24 protein-coding genes are annotated in these 21,035 nt (G+C 37.5%); 23 read left to right on the top strand and 1 reads right to left on the bottom strand.

Translation table 11 applies throughout. The features are described from left to right. The first annotated feature begins 253 nt into the window (after positions 1-253). The 11 genes from AC0WRU_RS17300 (at position 254) to AC0WRU_RS17250 (ending at position 10,816) form a co-directional block, all read left to right on the top strand. Complete coding sequence (locus AC0WRU_RS17300) at positions 254-2,317, top strand: methyl-accepting chemotaxis protein (protein WP_476125696.1); 2,064 nt, start codon at positions 254-256, stop codon at positions 2,315-2,317. A 158-nt stretch (positions 2,318-2,475) separates the two neighbouring features. Beyond that, positions 2,476-2,859, top strand: coding sequence for an immunity 22 family protein (locus AC0WRU_RS17295; RefSeq protein ID WP_476125695.1), 384 nt, complete (start codon positions 2,476-2,478; stop codon positions 2,857-2,859). A gap of 24 nt (positions 2,860-2,883) precedes the next feature. After that, the gene (locus AC0WRU_RS17290; RefSeq protein ID WP_280740289.1) at positions 2,884-3,006 is read left to right on the top strand and encodes a hypothetical protein; all 123 of its coding nucleotides are present in this window, start codon (positions 2,884-2,886) and stop codon (positions 3,004-3,006) included. A 161-nt stretch (positions 3,007-3,167) separates the two neighbouring features. Further along, positions 3,168-4,307, top strand: coding sequence for a site-specific tyrosine recombinase/integron integrase (xerA, locus tag AC0WRU_RS17285; protein ID WP_476125694.1), 1,140 nt, complete (start codon positions 3,168-3,170; stop codon positions 4,305-4,307). A 160-nt stretch (positions 4,308-4,467) separates the two neighbouring features. Then, positions 4,468-4,797, top strand: coding sequence for a DUF3024 domain-containing protein (locus AC0WRU_RS17280; RefSeq protein ID WP_476125693.1), 330 nt, complete (start codon positions 4,468-4,470; stop codon positions 4,795-4,797). A 184-nt stretch (positions 4,798-4,981) separates the two neighbouring features. Then, the gene (locus AC0WRU_RS17275; RefSeq protein WP_476125692.1) at positions 4,982-5,893 is read left to right on the top strand and encodes a hypothetical protein; all 912 of its coding nucleotides are present in this window, start codon (positions 4,982-4,984) and stop codon (positions 5,891-5,893) included. A 191-nt stretch (positions 5,894-6,084) separates the two neighbouring features. Continuing rightward, complete coding sequence (locus tag AC0WRU_RS17270; RefSeq protein ID WP_023989607.1) at positions 6,085-6,456, top strand: hypothetical protein; 372 nt, start codon at positions 6,085-6,087, stop codon at positions 6,454-6,456. A 388-nt stretch (positions 6,457-6,844) separates the two neighbouring features. After that, positions 6,845-7,702, top strand: coding sequence for a hypothetical protein (locus AC0WRU_RS17265; protein ID WP_476125691.1), 858 nt, complete (start codon positions 6,845-6,847; stop codon positions 7,700-7,702). A gap of 139 nt (positions 7,703-7,841) precedes the next feature. Next, a complete protein-coding gene (locus AC0WRU_RS17260; protein WP_476125690.1) occupies positions 7,842-8,606 on the top strand; it encodes a hypothetical protein in 765 nt (254 codons plus the stop codon). A 201-nt stretch (positions 8,607-8,807) separates the two neighbouring features. Continuing rightward, entirely contained in the window at positions 8,808-9,245 is a 438-nt protein-coding gene (locus AC0WRU_RS17255) for a hypothetical protein (RefSeq protein ID WP_476125689.1), read from the top strand. A 149-nt stretch (positions 9,246-9,394) separates the two neighbouring features. After that, complete coding sequence (locus AC0WRU_RS17250; protein ID WP_340982141.1) at positions 9,395-10,816, top strand: restriction endonuclease; 1,422 nt, start codon at positions 9,395-9,397, stop codon at positions 10,814-10,816. A 178-nt stretch (positions 10,817-10,994) separates the two neighbouring features. On the opposite strand, the gene AC0WRU_RS17245 is transcribed toward AC0WRU_RS17250, so the two are convergent. After that, positions 10,995-11,282 carry a hypothetical protein gene (locus AC0WRU_RS17245; RefSeq protein ID WP_040103230.1) on the bottom strand — a complete coding sequence of 96 codons (288 nt, stop codon included), beginning with the start codon at positions 11,280-11,282 and terminating at the stop codon, positions 10,995-10,997. 171 nt (positions 11,283-11,453) lie between these two features. On the opposite strand from AC0WRU_RS17245, the gene AC0WRU_RS17240 reads away from it, so the two are divergent. The 12 genes from AC0WRU_RS17240 (at position 11,454) to AC0WRU_RS17185 (ending at position 20,826) form a co-directional block, all read left to right on the top strand. Then, positions 11,454-11,657, top strand: a complete 204-nt coding sequence (locus AC0WRU_RS17240; protein ID WP_010345194.1) for a helix-turn-helix domain-containing protein — start codon at positions 11,454-11,456, stop codon at positions 11,655-11,657. A gap of 201 nt (positions 11,658-11,858) precedes the next feature. After that, positions 11,859-12,356 (top strand): hypothetical protein, encoded by a 498-nt coding sequence (locus AC0WRU_RS17235; protein ID WP_476125688.1) that lies wholly within the window; start codon positions 11,859-11,861, stop codon positions 12,354-12,356. Between the two features lie 144 nt (positions 12,357-12,500). Continuing rightward, positions 12,501-13,259: a hypothetical protein gene (locus tag AC0WRU_RS17230; RefSeq protein WP_476125687.1), complete on the top strand. Its 759-nt coding sequence runs from the start codon at positions 12,501-12,503 to the stop codon at positions 13,257-13,259. A gap of 202 nt (positions 13,260-13,461) precedes the next feature. After that, entirely contained in the window at positions 13,462-14,400 is a 939-nt protein-coding gene (locus tag AC0WRU_RS17225; protein ID WP_052833380.1) for an AlbA family DNA-binding domain-containing protein, read from the top strand. A gap of 172 nt (positions 14,401-14,572) precedes the next feature. After that, entirely contained in the window at positions 14,573-15,367 is a 795-nt protein-coding gene (locus AC0WRU_RS17220; protein ID WP_476125686.1) for a DUF2971 domain-containing protein, read from the top strand. Between the two features lie 173 nt (positions 15,368-15,540). Next, positions 15,541-16,227 carry a hypothetical protein gene (locus AC0WRU_RS17215; RefSeq protein ID WP_476125685.1) on the top strand — a complete coding sequence of 229 codons (687 nt, stop codon included), beginning with the start codon at positions 15,541-15,543 and terminating at the stop codon, positions 16,225-16,227. 189 nt (positions 16,228-16,416) lie between these two features. Next, positions 16,417-16,797: a hypothetical protein gene (locus AC0WRU_RS17210; RefSeq protein WP_025685682.1), complete on the top strand. Its 381-nt coding sequence runs from the start codon at positions 16,417-16,419 to the stop codon at positions 16,795-16,797. 211 nt (positions 16,798-17,008) lie between these two features. Further along, positions 17,009-17,251 carry a hypothetical protein gene (locus tag AC0WRU_RS17205; protein ID WP_025685681.1) on the top strand — a complete coding sequence of 81 codons (243 nt, stop codon included), beginning with the start codon at positions 17,009-17,011 and terminating at the stop codon, positions 17,249-17,251. After that, complete coding sequence (locus tag AC0WRU_RS17200; RefSeq protein ID WP_014282627.1) at positions 17,252-17,626, top strand: retropepsin-like aspartic protease; 375 nt, start codon at positions 17,252-17,254, stop codon at positions 17,624-17,626. A gap of 214 nt (positions 17,627-17,840) precedes the next feature. After that, positions 17,841-18,629: a GNAT family N-acetyltransferase gene (locus AC0WRU_RS17195; RefSeq protein ID WP_476125684.1), complete on the top strand. Its 789-nt coding sequence runs from the start codon at positions 17,841-17,843 to the stop codon at positions 18,627-18,629. 390 nt (positions 18,630-19,019) lie between these two features. After that, a complete protein-coding gene (locus AC0WRU_RS17190) occupies positions 19,020-19,901 on the top strand; it encodes a GNAT family N-acetyltransferase (RefSeq protein WP_476125683.1) in 882 nt (293 codons plus the stop codon). Positions 19,902-20,520: 619 nt separating this feature from the next. After that, positions 20,521-20,826 carry a hypothetical protein gene (locus AC0WRU_RS17185; RefSeq protein WP_476125682.1) on the top strand — a complete coding sequence of 102 codons (306 nt, stop codon included), beginning with the start codon at positions 20,521-20,523 and terminating at the stop codon, positions 20,824-20,826. Positions 20,827-21,035 lie beyond the last annotated feature (209 nt).

Genomic DNA, 21,035 nt, shown 5'->3' with positions numbered 1-21,035 from the left:
TTGTTTCCCCATTTGGTTCATTCTCCAGTTTATTCTTCACCCGTAGCTACAGGGTTCTCCTTATAGCTAATCCAGTTGCTCGTCGACGGAAATCGAGCCTGGGGACATACGCTGCATCTCCTGTATACTATAGGCATCTAGGTCCCGTGTAATACCTTAATTTGTATATACTAAAAACCTATTAAAACAACTGCAAACTTCCGACATATTATCTAAGAGCTTTTCGCTCAATATTCCTCGGGGGGATGGCAGCATGTCACAAAATTCTAAAAAGCGCGTATTCAGATCATCCAGCATTGCGAACACATTGGCCATGGTGTTGTTAGTCATTATCGTTGTCGTCTTTGCAACCTTGGGGACGTTCATGTTTGCAAGCACGCAAAGCATACTTATCAAGCAGCAAGAGGCCATGCTTCAGACCAAGACGCAGGCCATCGTCAGTCAATTCGATGCGTTGTTTAAGGAAAAGGGATCGCTTGTCAAACAAATGTCAACGAACAACCTTTTTCAGCAATACATAGAAACAACCCCATCGGGAGATATGGTGAAAACTTCTCCATATGCTGCGGAAACAGAAGCGACTCTGGCAGCTATCGTAAAGGCAGAGCCATCTTTTGCCGACGCTTGGATTGCCGGAATATCTGGCAAGGGATTCTGGCTTCAGAATGATGGTGCTGCGTCCAAACTGGATTTCGATATCAATACACGCCCGTACTTTAAACCGGCTGTTGAAGCAGACGGTTTATACTACTCAGATCCGTATGTTGACCTCGCTTCGGGTAGTGTGCTCATGGGTATTTTCTATCCGATCAAAGATAACAGTAATCAGTTAATTGGATTTGCTGTAGCTGATATTGCCTTCAAAGATATCCCTGTCCTTATGCAAAGCTATTCGCTCGGAAGCACAGGTTATTCGATTCTTGCATCCAAAACAGGTGATATTTTGTATCACCCCGATCAGACTAAAGTGTTGAAAGAAAAGATTAACGAAAGCACAGGTGATCTTGGGGAGATCGGAAAGAAAATGATTGCCGGTGAGTCCGGAGTACAGCTGATTAATGATAATGGAGAACGTCGTTATATCGGGTATGCAACCAGTAAAGATACCGGGTGGTCCGTAGGTTTAACCATTTCTGAACAAGAGGTGCTCGCAGAATTAAAAGTCTTCACCTGGCTTACCATTGGCGGTTTTGCCGCAGCCACAATCCTGCTGGTTGTGATTTGTTATATAACGCTCCGTTATCTGTTGAGATCAATACCGAAGTTGCTCGCAAAAATCAAGCTGATTGAAAATGGAGATTTAACCGTTCAGTTTGATACACTTTCCAACAACGAAATCGGGCAAATTTCTCAAGGAGTTCACAATATGGTTCAAAAAATTCAAGGAATGCTCCAAATGGTGGGCGGCTCCGCTCAAGTCTTGAATCAGTCTTCTCACGATTTGCAATCCATTTCTTCCAGAACCGTGATAACGATGAACGATACTGCGACAGCAATCAATGAGATAGCCAATGCGACGAACTATCAGTCCATCGAAACGGATAACATTTTACAAAAAACCGGAGCATTGTCCGGCCAAATTGACGAAATTGCCAATGATGCCAAAGCCATAGAAACGATGGTGCAAATCTCTGCCGAGCAAAGCGGAATGGGGCTAGCTGTAGTTGATCAGTTATCCAAATGGGCGGAAGAGAACCACAATTCCACACAAGCGATGTCGTCTATTATTCAGGAGATTGATCTAAGCCGTCACGAGATTTCGAGCTTCGTGGACACGGTCAACCAAATTGCAACGCAGACCAACCTGCTGGCGCTCAATGCTTCCATTGAAGCTGCACGTGCAGGAGAACAGGGCAAAGGGTTTGCCGTTGTTGCCGGGGAGGTTCGCAAGCTGGCTGAGCAGACGGCACTGGCGACACAGGAAATCTACAAGAAGGTACGTGTGATTGAAGAAAAAACCAGTGTTTCGGTTGAGCATACGGCTCACGGCCTGAAAATTGCAGAAGAAAATGCGAGATCGGTGGAGAACACGAAGCAAGTATTCTTTAGTATTAATAAGGATTTGGAAGATTTGAAATTGCGAATGATCCAGATTAGCAACAACACCTCCAAGGTCCACAAGCACAAAGATGAGATTTTGCAGGCGCTGGAAATCATCTCTTCCACCACGGAGGAGAATTCCGCCTCAACCGAAGAGGTTAGCGCCAGCACGCAGGAACAATTGGATAGCATCGAGCAGGTTGCTGAACTATCCAAACAATTAAGTCAATTGTCCAATAAGCTTCAAGACGAATTAAAACAGTTCAAAGTTGAGTAACAAGTCTATTAGGCATGATTTTGACTAAATATTCAGCAAAGCCCGCGATCAGCGCGGGCTTTTTAGCTTCAACAGCTGTTGTGGGGTAGAGGGCATGGTAGCTGGTGCGGGATACAGATAGATTAAACGTATAAACTGAAATTTAGCGGGGTGAAGATATGAATTGCTTTGAAAAAAATATGGTGTCCGTCTGGTACGGTCACTTTGCCTCTGATGATGAGTTATTTGAATATGTTGAGATCAAATACCCGGAAGATGAGAATGAGAATGTTTTTAGCGATTTTTTAAGCGACCATGAAATAGATGATTTTGACGAAGATTTTGCTGAAGGAGTCTTTCTGGTTGACGGGACAGATGATGGTATAAAAGATGTTTCCTATGTTGATTCTTTTATATCTTCACTATTACATGACCTGGGTAAAATAGATGGTAAATATAATTCGTTGTTCTTTATATATGATTGTAATACAAGCGGTTTGCCTGAAAAAAATGGCGAGAAACTACGCTTTTTAGCCGCATATCCTTATTGTATTAACAAATGAGAAACAAATAATCAGGCTCATCTTTTGTTTATGTGGGGAGTAGAGCGAGTTCCAAAAGGATACCTACTGAACCTGAAGCCGGGGTATTTATTGGAGAAGGTGGCGGAGGTGCTATGGGATGATGTGATGGAGGAACTGGACAAGTAAAGGTAAGGCAGTTTATGATAATGAAAATTGGGCTTAACGGATCAACAATTTGCTCCGAAAGAATCGGGGCCTTAAGATGAATCTCCATCTTAAGGCCCTTTTTTGTGCAAAATTGGATTCCCAATTTTTTGAACGGCTGATATACTAAGGAGGCAAGCGAGATGAAGATTAACCTACTTTATCGGGATGAAAAAACGATCGGCGTATGGTTGGAGCGATACGGAGTCGAGGAGCGAGAAGGAATTCGGTCCATACCGGGCAGGAAATGGGTTCCGAACGAAAAAATCTGGACGATTCCGTACAGCATCGCGGCAGCAGAAAGCCTGTTGGAAGCGTATCGGAGCTGCGAGTTCGAGTGCGACGAGCGTTTGAATAAAGAGCTGCCGTACATCCGGGAATGGCTGGATCGGCGGGGAGCGCAGGCCAATGCGGTTCTCTCTTCTTCGGAACGAGGTGAATGGAATCCGGATCGTTGGAAAGAATTGCGCGATGCATTGGTGGCAAGGGGTTACAGCAGCAAGACGATTAAAGCATACATATCGCAAACGGAACGCTTTTTCGCCGATTTGCAAGGGACCGAAGCAAGTATAAATGATGCGGCGGTGCAAAAATATGCGCTGGCGCTGCTCGAAAGAGGCCTTTCGCACGCTTATGTTAACCAAGCGATCAGCGCGCTGAAATTTTACTTTCGCCATGTGCTAAAGCAGCCAAAATCCGCCGCCTATGTTCGTCCGAAAAAGGAGAGTAAACTGCCAGATGTGCTGTCCCTGAATGAGGTCATGCGTCTGTTGAAAGCAGTGAAAAATTCGAAGCATCGGGCTATTCTGTACCTGACGTATACATCCGGGCTGCGGGTAAGCGAAGTGGTGAGGTTGCGTCCCGAAGACTGCGACCGGGAACGGAAAGTGCTGAAAGTCCGTCAAGGAAAGGGCAGGAAGGACCGGCAATCGCTACTCTCCGAAGCGGCTTTTGCGGTGGTCGAGCAGTACATAGGGGCGGAGCAGCCGGAAGACTGGCTGTTTCCAGGGCAGAGGGAAGGCCGCCACCTGACGGAACGTTCAGCGCAGAAAGTGTTTGAAAAAGCGCTGGCTGAAGCGGGCATTCGCAAACAGGTGAGTATCCATTCGCTGAGGCATTCCTTTGCGACCCACTTGCTGGAGAATGGGATCGATCTTCGCTACATTCAGGAACTGCTGGGGCATCAGAGTGTGCGAACGACGGAGCGGTATACACATGTGAGCAGGCGGGACATTGGGCGGATTCAAAGTCCGTTGGATCGGATGGGCGGGCTGGAGGATTGAAACGCAGAAAGTGCGGGAATAAGGAGAAAAGTGCAGGATTCACGAAGTTCGTGAATATGACGAAGAGTGCATTCTTTCGGAAGTTCGTAAATAAGACGTTATGAGACATCATCGTGATATAATCATTGCAAAGCGTGTTAGGGCAGGAGAGATAAAATCTATGGATGACTTTACGAAGAAGCGGATTAATAAAATCATGGAAAAATATATACAAAATGCAGTGCCAGAACATGTGAAAAACCAGATAAAAATCAGTTATAAGATCAGAGGAAATCATGTTACATTAATTGAAGAAAGACAAGGATTCAAAAGTGATCAATGGGTGCAGTTGCCTGTAGCTCAGTTCAGATTAGATGAAAACGAATGGAAAATATATTGGCAAGACAGCAAGGGGAAATGGCACTTCATAGATGACATCGAACCGGATGAAGATTTTGAAAAACAGTTGAAGATCGTAGATGAAGGGCATAACGGACTGTTTTGGGGATAAATCGAAGAAGCCAATGACATCTCATAACATAATATTCAAGCAGCGGCTCCTTTGGAGCCTGGGTCTGCAGGATGGAATTCGAAGAGGGATTTCAGCAGACAACCCCTGACGGGGTTCATGAATACAAGAACGTTATAAGAAATCCCCCCCCAAAAAATAATATCAAAATATCAAAGAGGTTCTTATGGAGAAAAAAATAATACCATTTAAACAATCGAAAGAAGAAGTTCTTCAACTATGGAACAATCAAGTTAAACAATTTGGTGAAGTTACAAGGATAGACATTGAGGAAGAACTAAGAATTGTATATGAGAATTGTTCAAGTGATACAAATGAATTTCTTGGACCGTGGATTACCATGTTAGATGAGTCTCTGCATTTTATTTTATTGCTATATAAATTTTGCTGGAACTCAAGAAAGACTAATGAAGGAATTCCAGTTACTTTAGCGATGCTTTTAGCAAGATCATGTTCCCATATTGTAGCAATTAGGAAATTAATTACTGAAGGGTTAGAAGATTGTGCTCGCACTGTTAGTAGGTCCTTTGTGGAAACAATTGATCTCATGATAGTTTCATTGTTAGATAAGGATTTTTCCGATCAATACTCTGCAGAAGAATTAGATGAGGATGAATTCTGGAAGAAAAATATTGCATATGGAAGGATATATAAAAAGATAGATACAATCATAGAATCAGCAGGAATTGACGAAGAAGAGCGTGATAGATTTCTCAATCATCGGCGTGAAATAAAGTCAGTGTTATCAAGCGCAGTTCATAGTTCAACGACATCAGCATTTCGTTCGATGTTCATACCTTCTCTGAAACATTCTGGAAAACTAAGCACATCTGTCCTTGGCCATGTAAGTGTTCATTCACCAAGTCATTTAAGATTAATAATAATGAATATTTATTATTTTGGTTCAATTTTTATGAAATTGTTAATATCTGATCAATTGCCAATATTTTCGGAGAGCGTTAAGAATAGCAGCGATTTCCAAAGTATATCAGCATCATTTTTTCTTTTGCAAGATTTGGTTACCGAACATTATGAAGAATATTTATTTATGGAAATAGAATTCCCAGAAGAAGAGTAGCAAGGACTTTACGTGTGATTACTCGAAGAAGGCGGGACATCTTATAACATAATATTCAAGCAGCGGCTCCGTTGGAGCCTTGGTCTGCGAGAAGGATTTCGGGGAGGTATTTCAGCAGACAACCCCTGTCGGGGTTCATGAATACAGGAACGTTATGTGTAATTATTGAAAAGATCATGGAGGGGAAATGTATGAAAAAGAAAGAATATAAAGATAGATTAATTGAATTACTTAATGAAGGAATTGAAGAACTAACAACAGACCAAGTAATCCACAAAACGAAATTATTGATTTTTGAATATGAGAAAAAACAAGCGTATAGTACAGAAAATAAGGGGAGACCTTGGACAGATGAAGAGTTAAGAGTAGTATTATCATTTGCACCAACTAAAGAAAACATACTGAAGTTGGCCAAAGGATTTAAACGTAGCTACGGGAGTATTGAACAAATTTTCAGATGGGCTGTAACCACTGATGAAGAAATTATAAATAAGGGAAGAGAAGATGATAGTTTTATAAAACAGATTAGAAGATTGTATAAAGAGATGGGTTGGAAGGCGTAAATTAGAATGTCAATCAATGGAGTGATAACTACACATAACATAATATTCAAGCTGCGGCTCCTTCGGAGCCTGGGTCTGCGGGATGAATTTCGGAGAGGCATTTCAGCAGACAACCCCTGTCGGGGTTCATGAATACGAGAACGTTATATGAAATCACCTGAAATCCATTACTAATCAAAGGAGAAAATATGCTATGGCAGCATAGATAAATAGTAATTCTAAAAGTAATAATGACAGAGATAAACTTATAATTGAACCTGGCAATAGAATTGGAAAATTAAAATTAAGAATGTAAGGTTATAGTCAGGGTGACAAGAGTTTGGTTGTAGGAGAGAGAGGCAATTAAGTAGGTCGTAGGATGAATTAGTATTAGGGAGTGAAGAGCTAAATGCCAAGGCAACAAACCAATATTGAAGAAATGGTCTCAAACATTATAAAACTTCGTGAAGACCTTTCTCCTTACTTGGTTCATTTAACAAGAGATTTTGAAGGAAATGAAGCCAAAGATAATCTAATTTCCATGCTTAATTCTGCAAAGATAGAAGCAAGAAATGTAGATGCCTACTTCAAATATAGTTTAAAACAAGAATTTAAAAAATACTTTAAAGTACTATCTTTAACAGAAACGCCTTTAAAGCAATTGCATCATTTAACTAAGATTCCTTACAAGCGCAAGATAAATCTCAAACCATACGGTATTGCATTTCCAAAAAGCGATCTTATTAACAAGAATGCTGCTCCAGTCTATTATATTTATAATGAGCAGCAAAAAAACTTCTTTGATCATCTTTTAGAAAACTTTATAGAATCAATGCAAGTAGAAGGAGCACAAATAGAGAATTCTGTATTCTTATCTGTCGGTCCCTTCCTAAAACGGATTTATGAACGAGAAGATTTTCACTGGGAAAGAGAATGGAAAGTAAGGGGAGATCTTCTTTTTGATTTCGATAACATTGTTATTATTGTTCCTAATTTAGCGTTGGCAAAAGAGATTTACGAGAAAACGGGTTATGATCAAAATATAATAAATTTTTATTTGATGGAAGAAAATGAATGGCGATTCTTTATCCGTAGTGAATTTATAGATAGGGATGATGGAACTTTCGTCTATATAGATGAAGTGTACTCAATATATGAAGAGATGGAAATAGAGGTAGAAGGGGAGTCAGAGTTTTCAATGAATACGATTGAGACAGTCTTTATTGAAGAAATCAAAGTTCCCAGAACAGAATTTTATAGTTGGTAAAAAAATACAGGCGATATCATATAAATAATATTCACGTTGCGGGCATATGCCCTTGGTCCGGCATGTACCGGACACCTAACATGCGTTGGGTCGTGAATAAGGGAACGTTATACGACATACTAACGAAGGAGTACAGATAATGAAAATATTAGGGATTGAAACATCGGTAATTATTCTAGCGTTGATCTCGGCTTTCATTGGACATCAATTTAATCATAGAGCAAAGAAGCGTGAGATATTTCTTAAAGAGCTTAATACAAGCTACCACGAGGTATATTCCCCTATGTATAGGAGATTAGAAAGAATTAACTCAGAAGCAAATAGAAGTATAAGGATAGAACTAATTTCGGATTTTATCGGCTTCTATGGACAGGATGAATCAAAGATTAGATATATTGGAACGAGTTTTAATTTGGAAAGGTATCTACAATTAGAGGTATTACATAGAAACTATCTCATGAATTCTGGAAGGCTAATTGAGAATGAGTTACTGAAAGCCTTTGAAGAATTTCATATAAGTATGAAGAACGAATTTTGGACTGCACATGACATTATATATGAAGACCATTTGAAATTTAAAAGTGTATCTAATAGAAATATCTTTCTTGTGATGCTTTCAGAATGTATTGTCCTTTTATACAATGTATCTTCATTCCTATTTTACGCGAGTTTAGTTTTTGTTTATTTTACTTTATGGGATAAATACATCCACAAGATCCCTATATCTGATAAGCCAGAGTGGTTTAATATATCAACTGCTTTTTTGTTATTAATTGCAATTGTAATGGTTCATTTAGTTGTGGTGATGTTCTACGCAATGGTAGCAAATAAAAACAAAAGAAGTAGCACCGTTTTAAAGCGAATATATAAAAATATTAAGAGTATGTTTGGCTTTGAAGGTTAGTACGTCGTATAACATTATATCCACTCATCTGAGCCTTTCGGCTCCTCGGTCCCCTAGAAGCAATCGGCAGGGAAGATGATTCAGCGGACACATCCGCACCCACTAACCGCATCACGGCCGGCTCCCGTTGGGAGCCTTAAGTCGGTGGGACGTCGTGAACACAAAAACGTTAGATGAAATACCTTGAAAGGTGGGAAAAGCATGAATGAACTAGCTCATTACTACTCAAGAGAATTGAGTAGAGAGGAAATGGATATTTTATTCAATAAACTTACAAGAAAATGGGATATTTCAAATCATTATTGGTATCCGTTGTATGATACAAAGGCTTGTCCGGTAATTGCCTTTGACTCAGATGCATTTGAGGAACACTTTGGATTTAACAACTTGCGTATTATTTTAAACAAACTAGACGACGAAGTAATTGAGATAAGAGAATTGAAATCTAAAGGATATATCGTTCGGTTGGATACATTTGAACCGTCTTATGAAGGTGTCGGAGAAGGCTATTGGTTTGATTTCAGTATGGATTGGATTATATATTGCTCTCATGAAGGTTCAATAACCTTTGGGGGGGATTGGATAATTAACAAGGTAAAGGATATGTGGAAAGACTGGGACAGACATTTGTTTATGTGAACTCGAAGAAGCAAGGTACTTCATCTAACATAATATTCACGCTGCGGACATTCGTCCTGGGTCCGGCATTCGCCGGACACCCGACATGCGTCGGGTCGTGAATACAGGAACGTTATCTGTAATCGAATTTTATGGGAGGTTAATCATTGATGATTATTTTAGGGGAAAGTTCTGATGATAGAGGAACTCAACTTGAAGAGCTTACAAAACGTATCTTAGTAAGCAAAGGCTATAACAACATAGTTACAAATCATATAGGTCCAGGTGGTGCAGAGATTGATGTTTCTGCAGATTTTTCAAGACCGGGAATTGTAGGAAATCATACTAATCGTTTGATTTGCGAATGTAAAGCGTACAAGTCAGTAATTGATACAACAAGTTGGATGAAATTTTTAGGAAAAGTTTTTATGGAGGAAGTTAGAAACAAAAGTGAGGTACTGGGATGTTTTATAGCTTTATCAGGTGTAAATGGCAATGTGTCAGGAAATTATGATGAACTATTGAAACATAGAAATAATATAACTTTAATTACTGGAGAGAATCTCTTAGAAACTACTAGAGAACTTTACAGTCTTGCTGATATTGAGAGTATTACTCATATTACTAGCAATTTTACAGATAGACCAATTCGAATGATTGATATTTGTTATTATAGAAATTCTGTTTATTTCGTTATTGCATTCAATAATGATGAATACACATTGCTTGACTCAAATGGTGGGATATTAAAGCCAAGTGACGCTCACATTCTTTCAATGATAGAAGAGTCTCTCTCTACAGGTTCTTATGTGAATATAGAAGAAGAACAAAAAGCAAAAAGAAGATCTATATTTATTCAAAAAGCAATTTTGACAGAACTCATGTTAGAAAACGGAGAAGTGGACAAAGAAAAATTAACAAAAAGTATAAATGATAAGTATGTGCCTTGTGAAGAAACAGAGTTTAATAAAGAGATTCAATTATTAATTGAAAAGAAATTTGTATGTTGTAAGGACGTTTTATTTTACATTAATAAAAATACTGATGATATATTTGTTGAACTATTTCGTTTTTTACTGAATGATATTATAATGACCGGCGCATTAGGTTGTGAATACTATGATGGATTGATAACGCATCAAGTTATTCCAAAAATTGAGGAAATACAAAAAGGACTAAAGATAACTGATGATATATTAGAAATTGTAATGTATTTAATAAGAATTTCTCCTACAGCCTTAATAAAATCTTTATATCCAGAGCCAATGATAGTGTCGCATTATGAACAGCAATTAAAAAGCCAGCAAATTGAGTTATTTGATAGAGAATACTTCGTCCAAATGATTTATGAAGGATTTCTAAGTGATTTCAATAACCCTAAATTAAGCAGGTATTTTAGGGAAATAAGAGGAATTGCAGAAGTTGAAAAAAGTCAAATAATTAAAATTAAGAGCAAAGAAAAGCTTTTGTTTAGTAATGAGTGGGTAGAAAGAAAAGCGATCGGACAAATGACAGATGAATACGGAGGACAATATGTTAACTTGCTAGTTTTAGGTAATCAACCAGAACCATGGGAAGAAACGAATAACTAAAAAGATTAGCAAACTAAACAAATTTATTCGCAAAGAAAATTCGACAACAGATAACATAATATTCACGCTGCGGACATTCGTCCTTGGTCCGGCGTTCGCCGGACACCCGACATACGTCGGGTCGTGAATACAGGAACGTTATACGACAGAATCAAATTGAAAAAGAGCCAGAAGGCTCTCAATCTAAAGGTATATGTAATTCGTTATGCAGGTGAAGAGCGTCCTTAAAACCTTGCAAATAAATTTCACGTTCTAAAATAGCTTGAACAGAAAGCTCAGCATCGTCGTAAAGGAAAAGGGTCTTCTGTATATTCTCTGGTACTCCTTCATGTAACTGCTTGAAATAGAGATTCCGTTCGGATGAGAACTGGTTGTAGCTGGAGTTGTTTTTGTTAAGCTTGCCATATAAAGATTCAATTCGAGTCTGAATCAGTGAATCAAGTAAGACTTCCAAAGAATTATGCATTTTGAACACCATCCAATGTATTTGATTTTATGAATAAAAGTTCAACTTATTAAACATAATTTTATCATATCAAATAATTAAGTCAATACCTGTTGAAGATGTTTTTGATAAAGAAAATATACTTTCATATAATTAAAGAAAAATTCACTCGATGTGTGAAAGGAATATCAGATGATTAGTTATAAACCATTTCAAAAATTATTGATCGACAGGGAGATTAAGAAGCAGGATTTATTGAAAATGACAGGTATTTCGTCTGCTACAATGGCGAAACTCAATACGAACGAATATGTATCATTAGAAGTGATTGATAAATTATGTGCGGCTTTAGGTTGTCAGCCAGGAGATTTATTGGAACATATAGCAGAACAATGAAAGATTAGAATCAAGAATGGATGCTGGTTAATCGAAGAAGTGATTCCATCGTATAACATAATATTCAAGCAGCGGCTCCTTTGGGGCCTTGGTCTGCGAGAAGGATTTCAGGAAGCATTTCAGCAGGCAACCCCTTCGTGGTTCATGGATACAGGAACGTTATGTGAAATCAGCTTAAATAAGAGAGAAAGAGTGAGATAGATGATTCAAAGCAGATATTTATTTGTATCTCGTGCAGGCAAAGTTATAAAGATCGCCCGACCTAAAGATCATAAGCATAAATCTGTTCCTCAATTAGCAGGTGAGGAAGTACTTGAAGTGATCTTATATTACAGGAATAAAGACAGGAAGCCGCATAAACTACTTATGGTGGAATTTGATAGATTCCATTTAGATTCGGACGGAAATTATAAACAGACAGAAGAAGATAGAAAAAGAGCTATTCATAATTTTCTTTCTTTTGGGATGGCTGATTTGCATGAAGAAATAGAAGTAGAAGATAAGCCACTACCTATACCTGTTGCGCCGATAATTCCGACGACTGCTGAGAAAAAATCATTATACGATTACATAAATGAGAAACTACCCAGTTTTTCAGATGATGCTCCTTATGTAGTGGAAAGTAAAATTAAAGCTGCTAAAGAGAAATATGAAGAGTTTAAAAGCATAGCAAAGAAATCAAGCAAGCTGTCTAAGTAGTTCGAAGAAGAAGCAGACATCACATAACATAATATTCACGCTACGGACATTCGTCCTTGGCCCGGCATGCGCCGGACACCCAGCATATGCTGGGTCGTGAATACAGGAACGTTAGGCGAAACTCTCGAAAAACAGGAGGAACTAATGAATACAAATACTGAAACCATTGAACTTACAAAAAACGAAAAGAAGAGTTTTGATTATGGTTATTGGTTTGGTCTACTGCTATTTACACATTCAAAATATTCGATGGTAGATAGTTATTTGAAAGACAAAAAAGCATATCAATTTCATGTTGAAAACCAATGGATTCGAACTAATTCCCAAACGAATGAGTCTAGACCAATTTTATATAGTGATTCGGAGGGGAAGTCTATTATTGAGTCTTTTCAAGAGGATATCAATGAAATGAATAAGTTATTTGCAAATCAGTTTATTGTTTACAACGCTACGTTAGTCGAGTCTTTATTGCAGGAAGCGTTCATCTTTGTATTTTTACAAAAACCTCAGAGGATAAACTACATATATGAACAAATGCCGATTGAAAAAGAAAGACTTGGTTTCTGTTTGAATGAATTTCTCGAATTTGAATCGAAAGAGGTATATTTACAAACTTTGTGCAGTCGTGCAGCTTCAATTTGTATTGGAGGTAAGTTTAAAGATGCTTTAAAACGTTTGGAGAAATTACTTAAAGCTGATATGAACCACGACCACAAAAAAATTATTATTGAACTTACTGTAAAGAGAAACAGTATTGTTCATGAAAATAAAGAATACGAAGTAACTGATAATTATTTCGAGGAAATACAAGAATCGCTACATCATTTATTAGATTTTATTAGAGACAACTTAAAGAGGTTGGGAGTAACTGTGTTTGATCCAATAAATGACTATGGACTCTAATACATCAGCGATAGATTATGTTTGAGCATTCAGAGCAGTCGAGAGAATTGCCTAACAAAGTATTTACGCAACGTCGCCCCCGGCTCCTTGGTCCGGCATGGAAGGAGTTCGGGGAAATGAAGACAGCCGGACACCCAGCATACGCTGGGTCGTGAATACAGGAACGTTATGTGAAACTTAAGAAACGAAGGAGATAGTATAATTGTTCAGCAAAGAAGATATAGTAAAAATGATCAATAGTGAAGAAAATAAAGAAATTGAGTTCAAAGAATCAATTTCAGGCTTAAAAGCAGAAGATATTGTTGCCTTTGCCAATTCTAAAAGCGGCGGAGTAATCCTTATTGGTGTAAGAGATGGAGCTGCTTCTGATGGTAGGCAAATTGGGTCTATTATTGGCTGTAAGGTCAATGACTCTGCAAGACTTACTATTTTAGATAAAGCACAAAGCTGCAGGCCAGCTGTAAATCTTAATATAACTAGTCATGGAATAGACGGAAAAAATATTTATGTGATTGAAATTCCAGGCGGAGAATATAAACCCTATTGTACTGAAGGAGGAACCTATCGTATAAGAGCAGATGGAAGAAAGCGCTCATTGTATCCCAATGAGTTATTATCTTTATTTATGGAAAGTGAAAGAGAAAAATTCATTATGAGTTTTAAAGATGCAACAACTTCAATCGAAACTCAATTAGAAAAAACGAGAACTATAATTGTAGAAGAAACAAGTAAAATGGCATCTACACTCACTAACTTTGAAGAGACAGTTTATCCTACGTTAGATAGCATAGAGAGTAGCGCATCTAGTGCAGAATCGAGTTCAGATAATGTAGAAAATGCTATTACTAGTATTGAAAACAACATTAAAGATATATGGTCAGTTTTATCGCTATCTCTTCATATATTGCCTTCAATTAGATCTAAATTAGATAAAGAGCATAATAAAGATTCTCTTGAATTAATAGTCACTGAAATCACAGAGAAGTATCTGCATAAATATATTGATAATGAAGAGAGTTTAACAGACAAAAAAATAAAAGATCATATTTTCTTTCTTAGAATACTTTTTCCTAGTCTGAGTGAGAAAGTAATTATAGATGTGTGGAATAGGTCTTTGAAGAAAATAATTGGCTCTAGATAACTTGAGGAAGGTTGAAGCATCACATAACAATATATTCACGCATCGGGCATACGCCCGCGGTCCGGCATGGAAGGATTTCGAGGAAGCAGAGTCATCCGGACACCCGGCATTCGCCGGGTCGTGAATACAGGAACGTTATGTGAAAAATGGCGGACAAAACAGGAGGTAACTAATGAACTGGTTAAATGATTTTGTGAGTTCTTACTTTAAAGGGCATAGAGAAGAAGCATATAAGATAAAGAAGGAAAACATTCCAAACAGACTTTTCAAATTTCAACCAATTGAAGATGTAAGAATAAATAGTCTTATACAAAATGAAATTTGGTTCTCAACCCCAAAAGAGCTAAATGATCCGTATGACTGTATGGGTGTTTATTGGGAAGAAGAAGAGTTATCAGATTATTTTAGTGAAACGATTCCCCCTGAGAAACTAGCGAATCTTTCAACCAATGATATTGTGAATAGAACTCTTGATTCCATCCGGGATCATACTAGAATTAGCTGTTTCTCGGAAGAACTTTATAATATGCCAATGTGGGCACATTATGCGAGCAACCATAAAGGAATGTGTGTTGAATACGATTTTAGTTCTTTAGAAGTCGTAGATGACTTTTCTAAGCAATTATTTCCCGTAGGCTATGAGAAAAATCGGTACAATATTACTAATTTAATGAAGTTGAGCTTTCAAAGTCATCCTGACATGAGAATATATTTGTTGTATTTCTTGATGCAACTTAAACATAAAAGTTGGGAGTATGAAAAAGAGTGGAGAATAATGTTAAATGCAGATGACAAGAAAAGTGGTTTGGTAGGATGTCCTGTTCAACCAACTGCTATATATTTTGGACTGAATTGTGAAGGGGCTGAGGCTGTTTCAAAGACAATCAAAAAAGTCTTTAAATGTCCTATGTATAAGATGGTACAAACTAACTCAAAACTCTATCATCTGGAGTTATTAAATCTTTGAAGGCAACACTTCGAAGTCGCTATTCATCACATAACATCATATTCACGCATCGGGCATACGCCCTTGGTCCGGCAGAAGGATTTCGGGGAAGCAGAGGCAGCTGGACACATCCGACTTCGTCGGACGTCGTAAATACAGAGAACGTTATCAGAAAGACTATGAGGAGGGAAATAATGAAGCTATTTCATGGAGAACAAGTCTTAATTAAAGAAAACAATCTATTACAGCCACAAATACATACTCCTCTTGGAATAATTGAATTTTCACTCACAGTTTCTGATAACTTCTATCATCCAGAACAAAGTTATAAACTTAAAAATGGTGGGTCATTATATAAATATTATTATGATTCATTTGATTGTGAGCTAGTTGTCTGTAGACCCAAGCTCAATCTCGCTTTACATCTGACAGTAGAAGAGTGTTGGGGAGCAGTATTTAGAATAAAGCCTTATATGAAAACTCAGATAAGTACGTGCAGCTTTTCTGCTTCTTGGAAAGAGGGTTACAGTTGGACAGATTATGGATCTAATACTGGGGAAGATCTTGAAGCTGTCGAATACGAGAATCAGGTATACCGTTTACACTTGGGGACACAAGACGGGGATATGTTAATGGCAAGAAGAAATCAAGGAGATATGATTCCTAAATCGCTATGTTTGAACTCTGACTTTGAAAAGTACGGTTTTATCTTAAGTTCTGATAAAGGCATTAAAATTCCTATGACACTAATTGATTCTAATGAGATATGCCAAGTACATTTTTTAATTGCTTGGAATAAGAATATCAAAGAGGATGTTTCAACGTGGTTGGCTGTGGACCAGTTCTCAAATGAAATATTAAAGGGAGAAGAAATTTTGTAAGAATCCTCAAAGTTGTCATAGTCCATCTGATAACAAAGTATTCACGCATCGGGCATACGCCCTCGGTCTGGCAGAAGGATTTCGGAGAAGGAGATAGCTGCAGGACACCCCAGCATTCGCTGGGGTCGTGAATACAGTAATGTTATATGAAAGACACACAAATCGATTATTTAGGGAGTGTTCTCAACGATGATTAGGAACATAGAAAGCATAAAACCCATCATCAATAATTTTTCAATCTATAGAATTGAGTGGTTTTCAGACCTTCATTTTCATGTTACTCAAGACCAATATTTTGAGAATATTTCTATACTGCATATAACGTTCTTAATCAAAGAAAATGAGACAACATATGAATTACTTATAAGATTTTCGAACATAGAAGCCTTGCACTTTAAATCTGGAGGAGCACTAACTCGAATAAGTGGCTTTAATATTAAAGATTTAACGAAAAACGGCTATTACCCAATGAAATATGAAGTCGAGGATTACGAGGATGGGATCATCCATTTTTATTGTGCTGATATTGAATTCTTAAGTCTTACTGAGAGCGAATACATTGCTATCTAGAATACAGAAGCTTATTGGATACAGCTCAAGGAAGGAATGTCCTTCATATAACATAATATTCACGCTGCGGGCATACGCCCTGGGTCCGGCATTCGCCGGACACTCAGCATGCGCTGAGTCGTGAATACAGAAACGTTAAGTGAAATTCTATTGAAAGCTATTAGACCAAATAAATGATATAATACAACCAAAAACGTTTGGAGGGATTAACGTGAAGTGGCAAGAAGTACAACAAATCTTTCCGAATCAATTTGTGAAGTTCGAAATTCTTCATTCTGAAGAGAAAGATAATCAAGAATTCATAGATGATGTTGCTGTAATTGGCCCCGTGAGTGATGAAGAAGCAACAAAAGAATTATTGAATAGCAAAGATAGGACCTTGATTTATCATACTTCTAAGGATCGGGTTATTGTGAAAGTTCGGAAGAATGTTGGCTTAAGGAGATATCTATAAATGAAAATTGAATATAGAGATGGATTGTTATTTACTGAAATAACGATTCATTATAATGGGCAAAAGAAAGTAATAAATAATGTGGTTATTGATACAGGAGCAAGTCATACGTTGATTTCACAGGACGAAGTAGATGATATTGGAATTCGAGTTGGCTTAGAAGATGATATTATAACAAGTTATGGAATTGGAGGTAAAGAACACGCGTTTACCAAAACGATAGAAGGGATACAGGTAGGAGAATATATCTTAAGGGATACCCCAATAGACTTTACTTCATTTAGATTTCATAATATTAACGGATTATTAGGGTTAGATATATTAATAAAGGGCAAATTCAATGTTGACCTAGAGCACTTTGAACTCCTACGTTAATGAAGCTGGAAGTTTTTAGTGGGTGTTTCAGGAAGGATAGAACTTCACTTAACATAATATTCAAGCTGCGGCTCCTGACGGAGCCTTGGTCTGCGAGATGGATTTCAGAGAGGCATTTCAGCAGACAACCCCTTCGGGGTTCGTGAATACAGAAACGTTAGGCGAAACCACCAGAAGTAATTCAAGGAAAGGAGAATAATAGAAGAAGATGATAATGAATCATGATTTAGCTGAAACCTTAGAAAGATCTGAAATCAATTATATGATAGATCGGATGATTGCGATTCAAGAACGAGAAGGAAATCCGGAAGGTGTTGAGATAAATAAATTTGGACAATGTACTGCTTTCTATAGTAGAACAATGCCATGGGGATTGTTCAATAATGTGAAGGGATTATTTGAAGAAGCGGTGCTAGACGATGTACTTAGTTTTTATGAGGAACGTGAAAGGAAATTTGAGATTCAGATCATTCCCAGTAAGGTTAATCAAGATGTTTTAAAATTGTTATCCCAGAAAGGTTTTTATCAATCAGGATTTCACACAACACTATATTGTGATTCTTCGGCAATCAATACTAGACAAAACGAAGAAATACATATTAGGGAATTACAAGAAAACGAGTTTGATATATATGCCGAAATCCATTGTTTGGGTACCGGACTCTCATTAGAAGGAAAATCCTATGTAGCTGCAAATAATAAAGTGTTATATGCTCGACGTGGTTGGAAGTATTATATAGGATTTTACAACGATATTCCTGCGGCTGTTGCAGTGATGTATATGGAGGATAATGTTGCTTCTCTTACATTTGCAACGACTCTACCAAATTATAGAAACAAAGGTTTTCAAACACATTTACTTCAGAGGCGAATTAATGATGCTTATAAGAATTCATGTAAATTAGTTGTGAGTCAGACTTCATATTGTTCGTCAAGTCATCGAAATATGGAACGAGTTGGTATGAAGATTGGTTACACTAGATCAACATGGATAAGGGCTTAGTATATGAGGGGGAATTCAGGGTGGCATCGCCTAACATTACATTACCACAGCGGTCGCTACGCTCCCTAGGTCACCAAGAGGGAATTTCGCAGAAGTTTGTTCAGGTGACACATCTAACCGGCTAAGTGGCAGAGCCACCCGGACCTACGGTCCTTAAGCCGATTGGACGTCGGTAATGCGCGAACGTTAGACGAAATAGCCGCAAGACATTAAAACACTTTCATCATAATCACATCTACTCGAGCAAGCAAGCGGAGTAATCCCTTCAGTTATAATTGATCTTTACCACCGAACTATTGGAAGTAGGGGATATAGTTTATTTAAGGTTCTTGAGGCGCATTAGTATTTTATTGTGACGTGAAAATTATTTATATTTTATGGGGGATTAAAATGAAAATTGTTTTTAGAAATTTCGATAATTCTTATTATGATAAAGTTTGTGATTTTTTGATTGAATTATCAAAAGATGACTGTAGACATATAAATTGGAATTGGGCAAGGTGGGAGTGGATGTTTTTCCATCCTGAATTTAATAGAGACTTAATGGATAAGATTGGCTTGTGGTATTGTAATGACGAGTTAGTAGGTATAGCAACCTATGACCACTATTTCGGTGAAGCATTTTTTGCAACTAAACAAGGATTTAGAGAATTAGAAAAAGATATATTAGAATATGCCACTGCTACTTTCAGTAATGAAAATGGCCTTGGGATTGCGGTGAATGACAAGGATACTCACACTCTGGATTTATTGCGCAGTAAGAAATTTATGGAGAATGATCTGACTGAAAACATACTTGAACTTACACTAGAGAATGTTAGCCTTGATTTTATAACTCCTGAAGGCATAATAGTAAAAAATATTGATATAAAAAATGACTTATATAAGCTTCATCATTTGCTATGGAAGGCATTTGACAACGAAGGACCTGTACCTGTTGATGAAGTTACTATGAGTAAGCAAAAAGTAATGTTGTCAGCAACGAATTTGAATTCATTCCTACATATTGTTGCTGAAAATGAAGATGGGGAATATGTTGCATACTGCGGCTTATGGTATAGTCAGAAAACTGATTATGTTTATGTTGAACCTGTATGTACAATTCCGGAGTATAGGCATAAGGGACTTGGAAAAGCAGTGGTTTTAGAAGCCTTGAAAAGAGGCCGCTCCTTAGGTGCTGAAAAAGCATATGTTATTTCTGATAATTCTTTTTATAAGTCATTAGGCTTTCAACAGCATTCACATTATACTTTCTATTGGCATAAAATCTGATATTTCAATCATGGATTTATGGTTGTTCATACCTTTTATATTTAGTACAGTTTAAAAATATTTTTGTCATTTATAGGATACTGTTTGTATGCCCCGACCATATTATATGGTGAGATGCCTAAGACATCCGAGGAAGCATCGTCAACTTAGCTGGAGAATGGTTGGACTATAATCAATTCTTACGCATACGTGTAACGATAGTTTAATATTGAAAGGGTAAATTTGTTGATGATTCAGGGAAGGCGTCTACATCTCATAACAATATATTTCTGCATCGTCGCTAGAGGGATTAGCTGTGAGATAGAATCAAGCGACACATCCAACCGACTAAGTGGCGAAGCCACCCGGACCATTGGTCCTTAAGGCGCTTGGACATCAGAAATACGTAACGTTATGGGAAACCAGCGCTAAAACTATAGTGAAGTGAATATTAAACAATCTATAACCCTATATACTAAAATAATATTGAGGAGAAAATCAGAATGAATAGAAAGTTCATTATTGCTTTAGTCTTTGCCTTTTTAGCGATATTTCCTTTTGTAATGGGACGTCGTGAACACAAGAACGTTATCCGCAACTGCTTAAAATAATGCCAAAACATTTAAGGAATGAAGAAGAATTGGAAGATCTAAATGCTATTTTTAAAATTATCGATGATTGCATTCAGCAGAGAGGCTATAAACTTACAACACCTAAACCTGATTTGAATATTTCTGGAGATACTCTTTATAAATATAGGAGAATTGATCCACCAAGAAAAACTATTTCAACAGTTTGGAATTCAGAAAGAGGATATTTCATGATACAACAAGTATATAGAAGAAGAATAAATGATCGTATGTTCCTAATAAGATTTAAAGAATTGGAAGATGAAGCAGAATTAAATAATGATATGAACAGAATTTTTAGTGACTGGAACGAATAATGATTCAGAAGAATATCTGAAAGTTATTCTTTGGAGAAGCACCTGCGGATAACACAATATTCAAGCTGCGGCTCCTATGGAGCCTAGGTCTGCAAGGTGGATTTCGAAGAGGAAGACAACCCCTGACGGGGTTCATGAATACAGAAACGTTATGAGACATCATCGTGATATAATCAAGGCAAAACGGATTAAGGCAGGAGAGACAGAAT

The organism is Paenibacillus sp. 1-8, from assembly GCF_056316205.1.
This window is presented reverse-complemented; position numbering and strand designations above follow the sequence as displayed.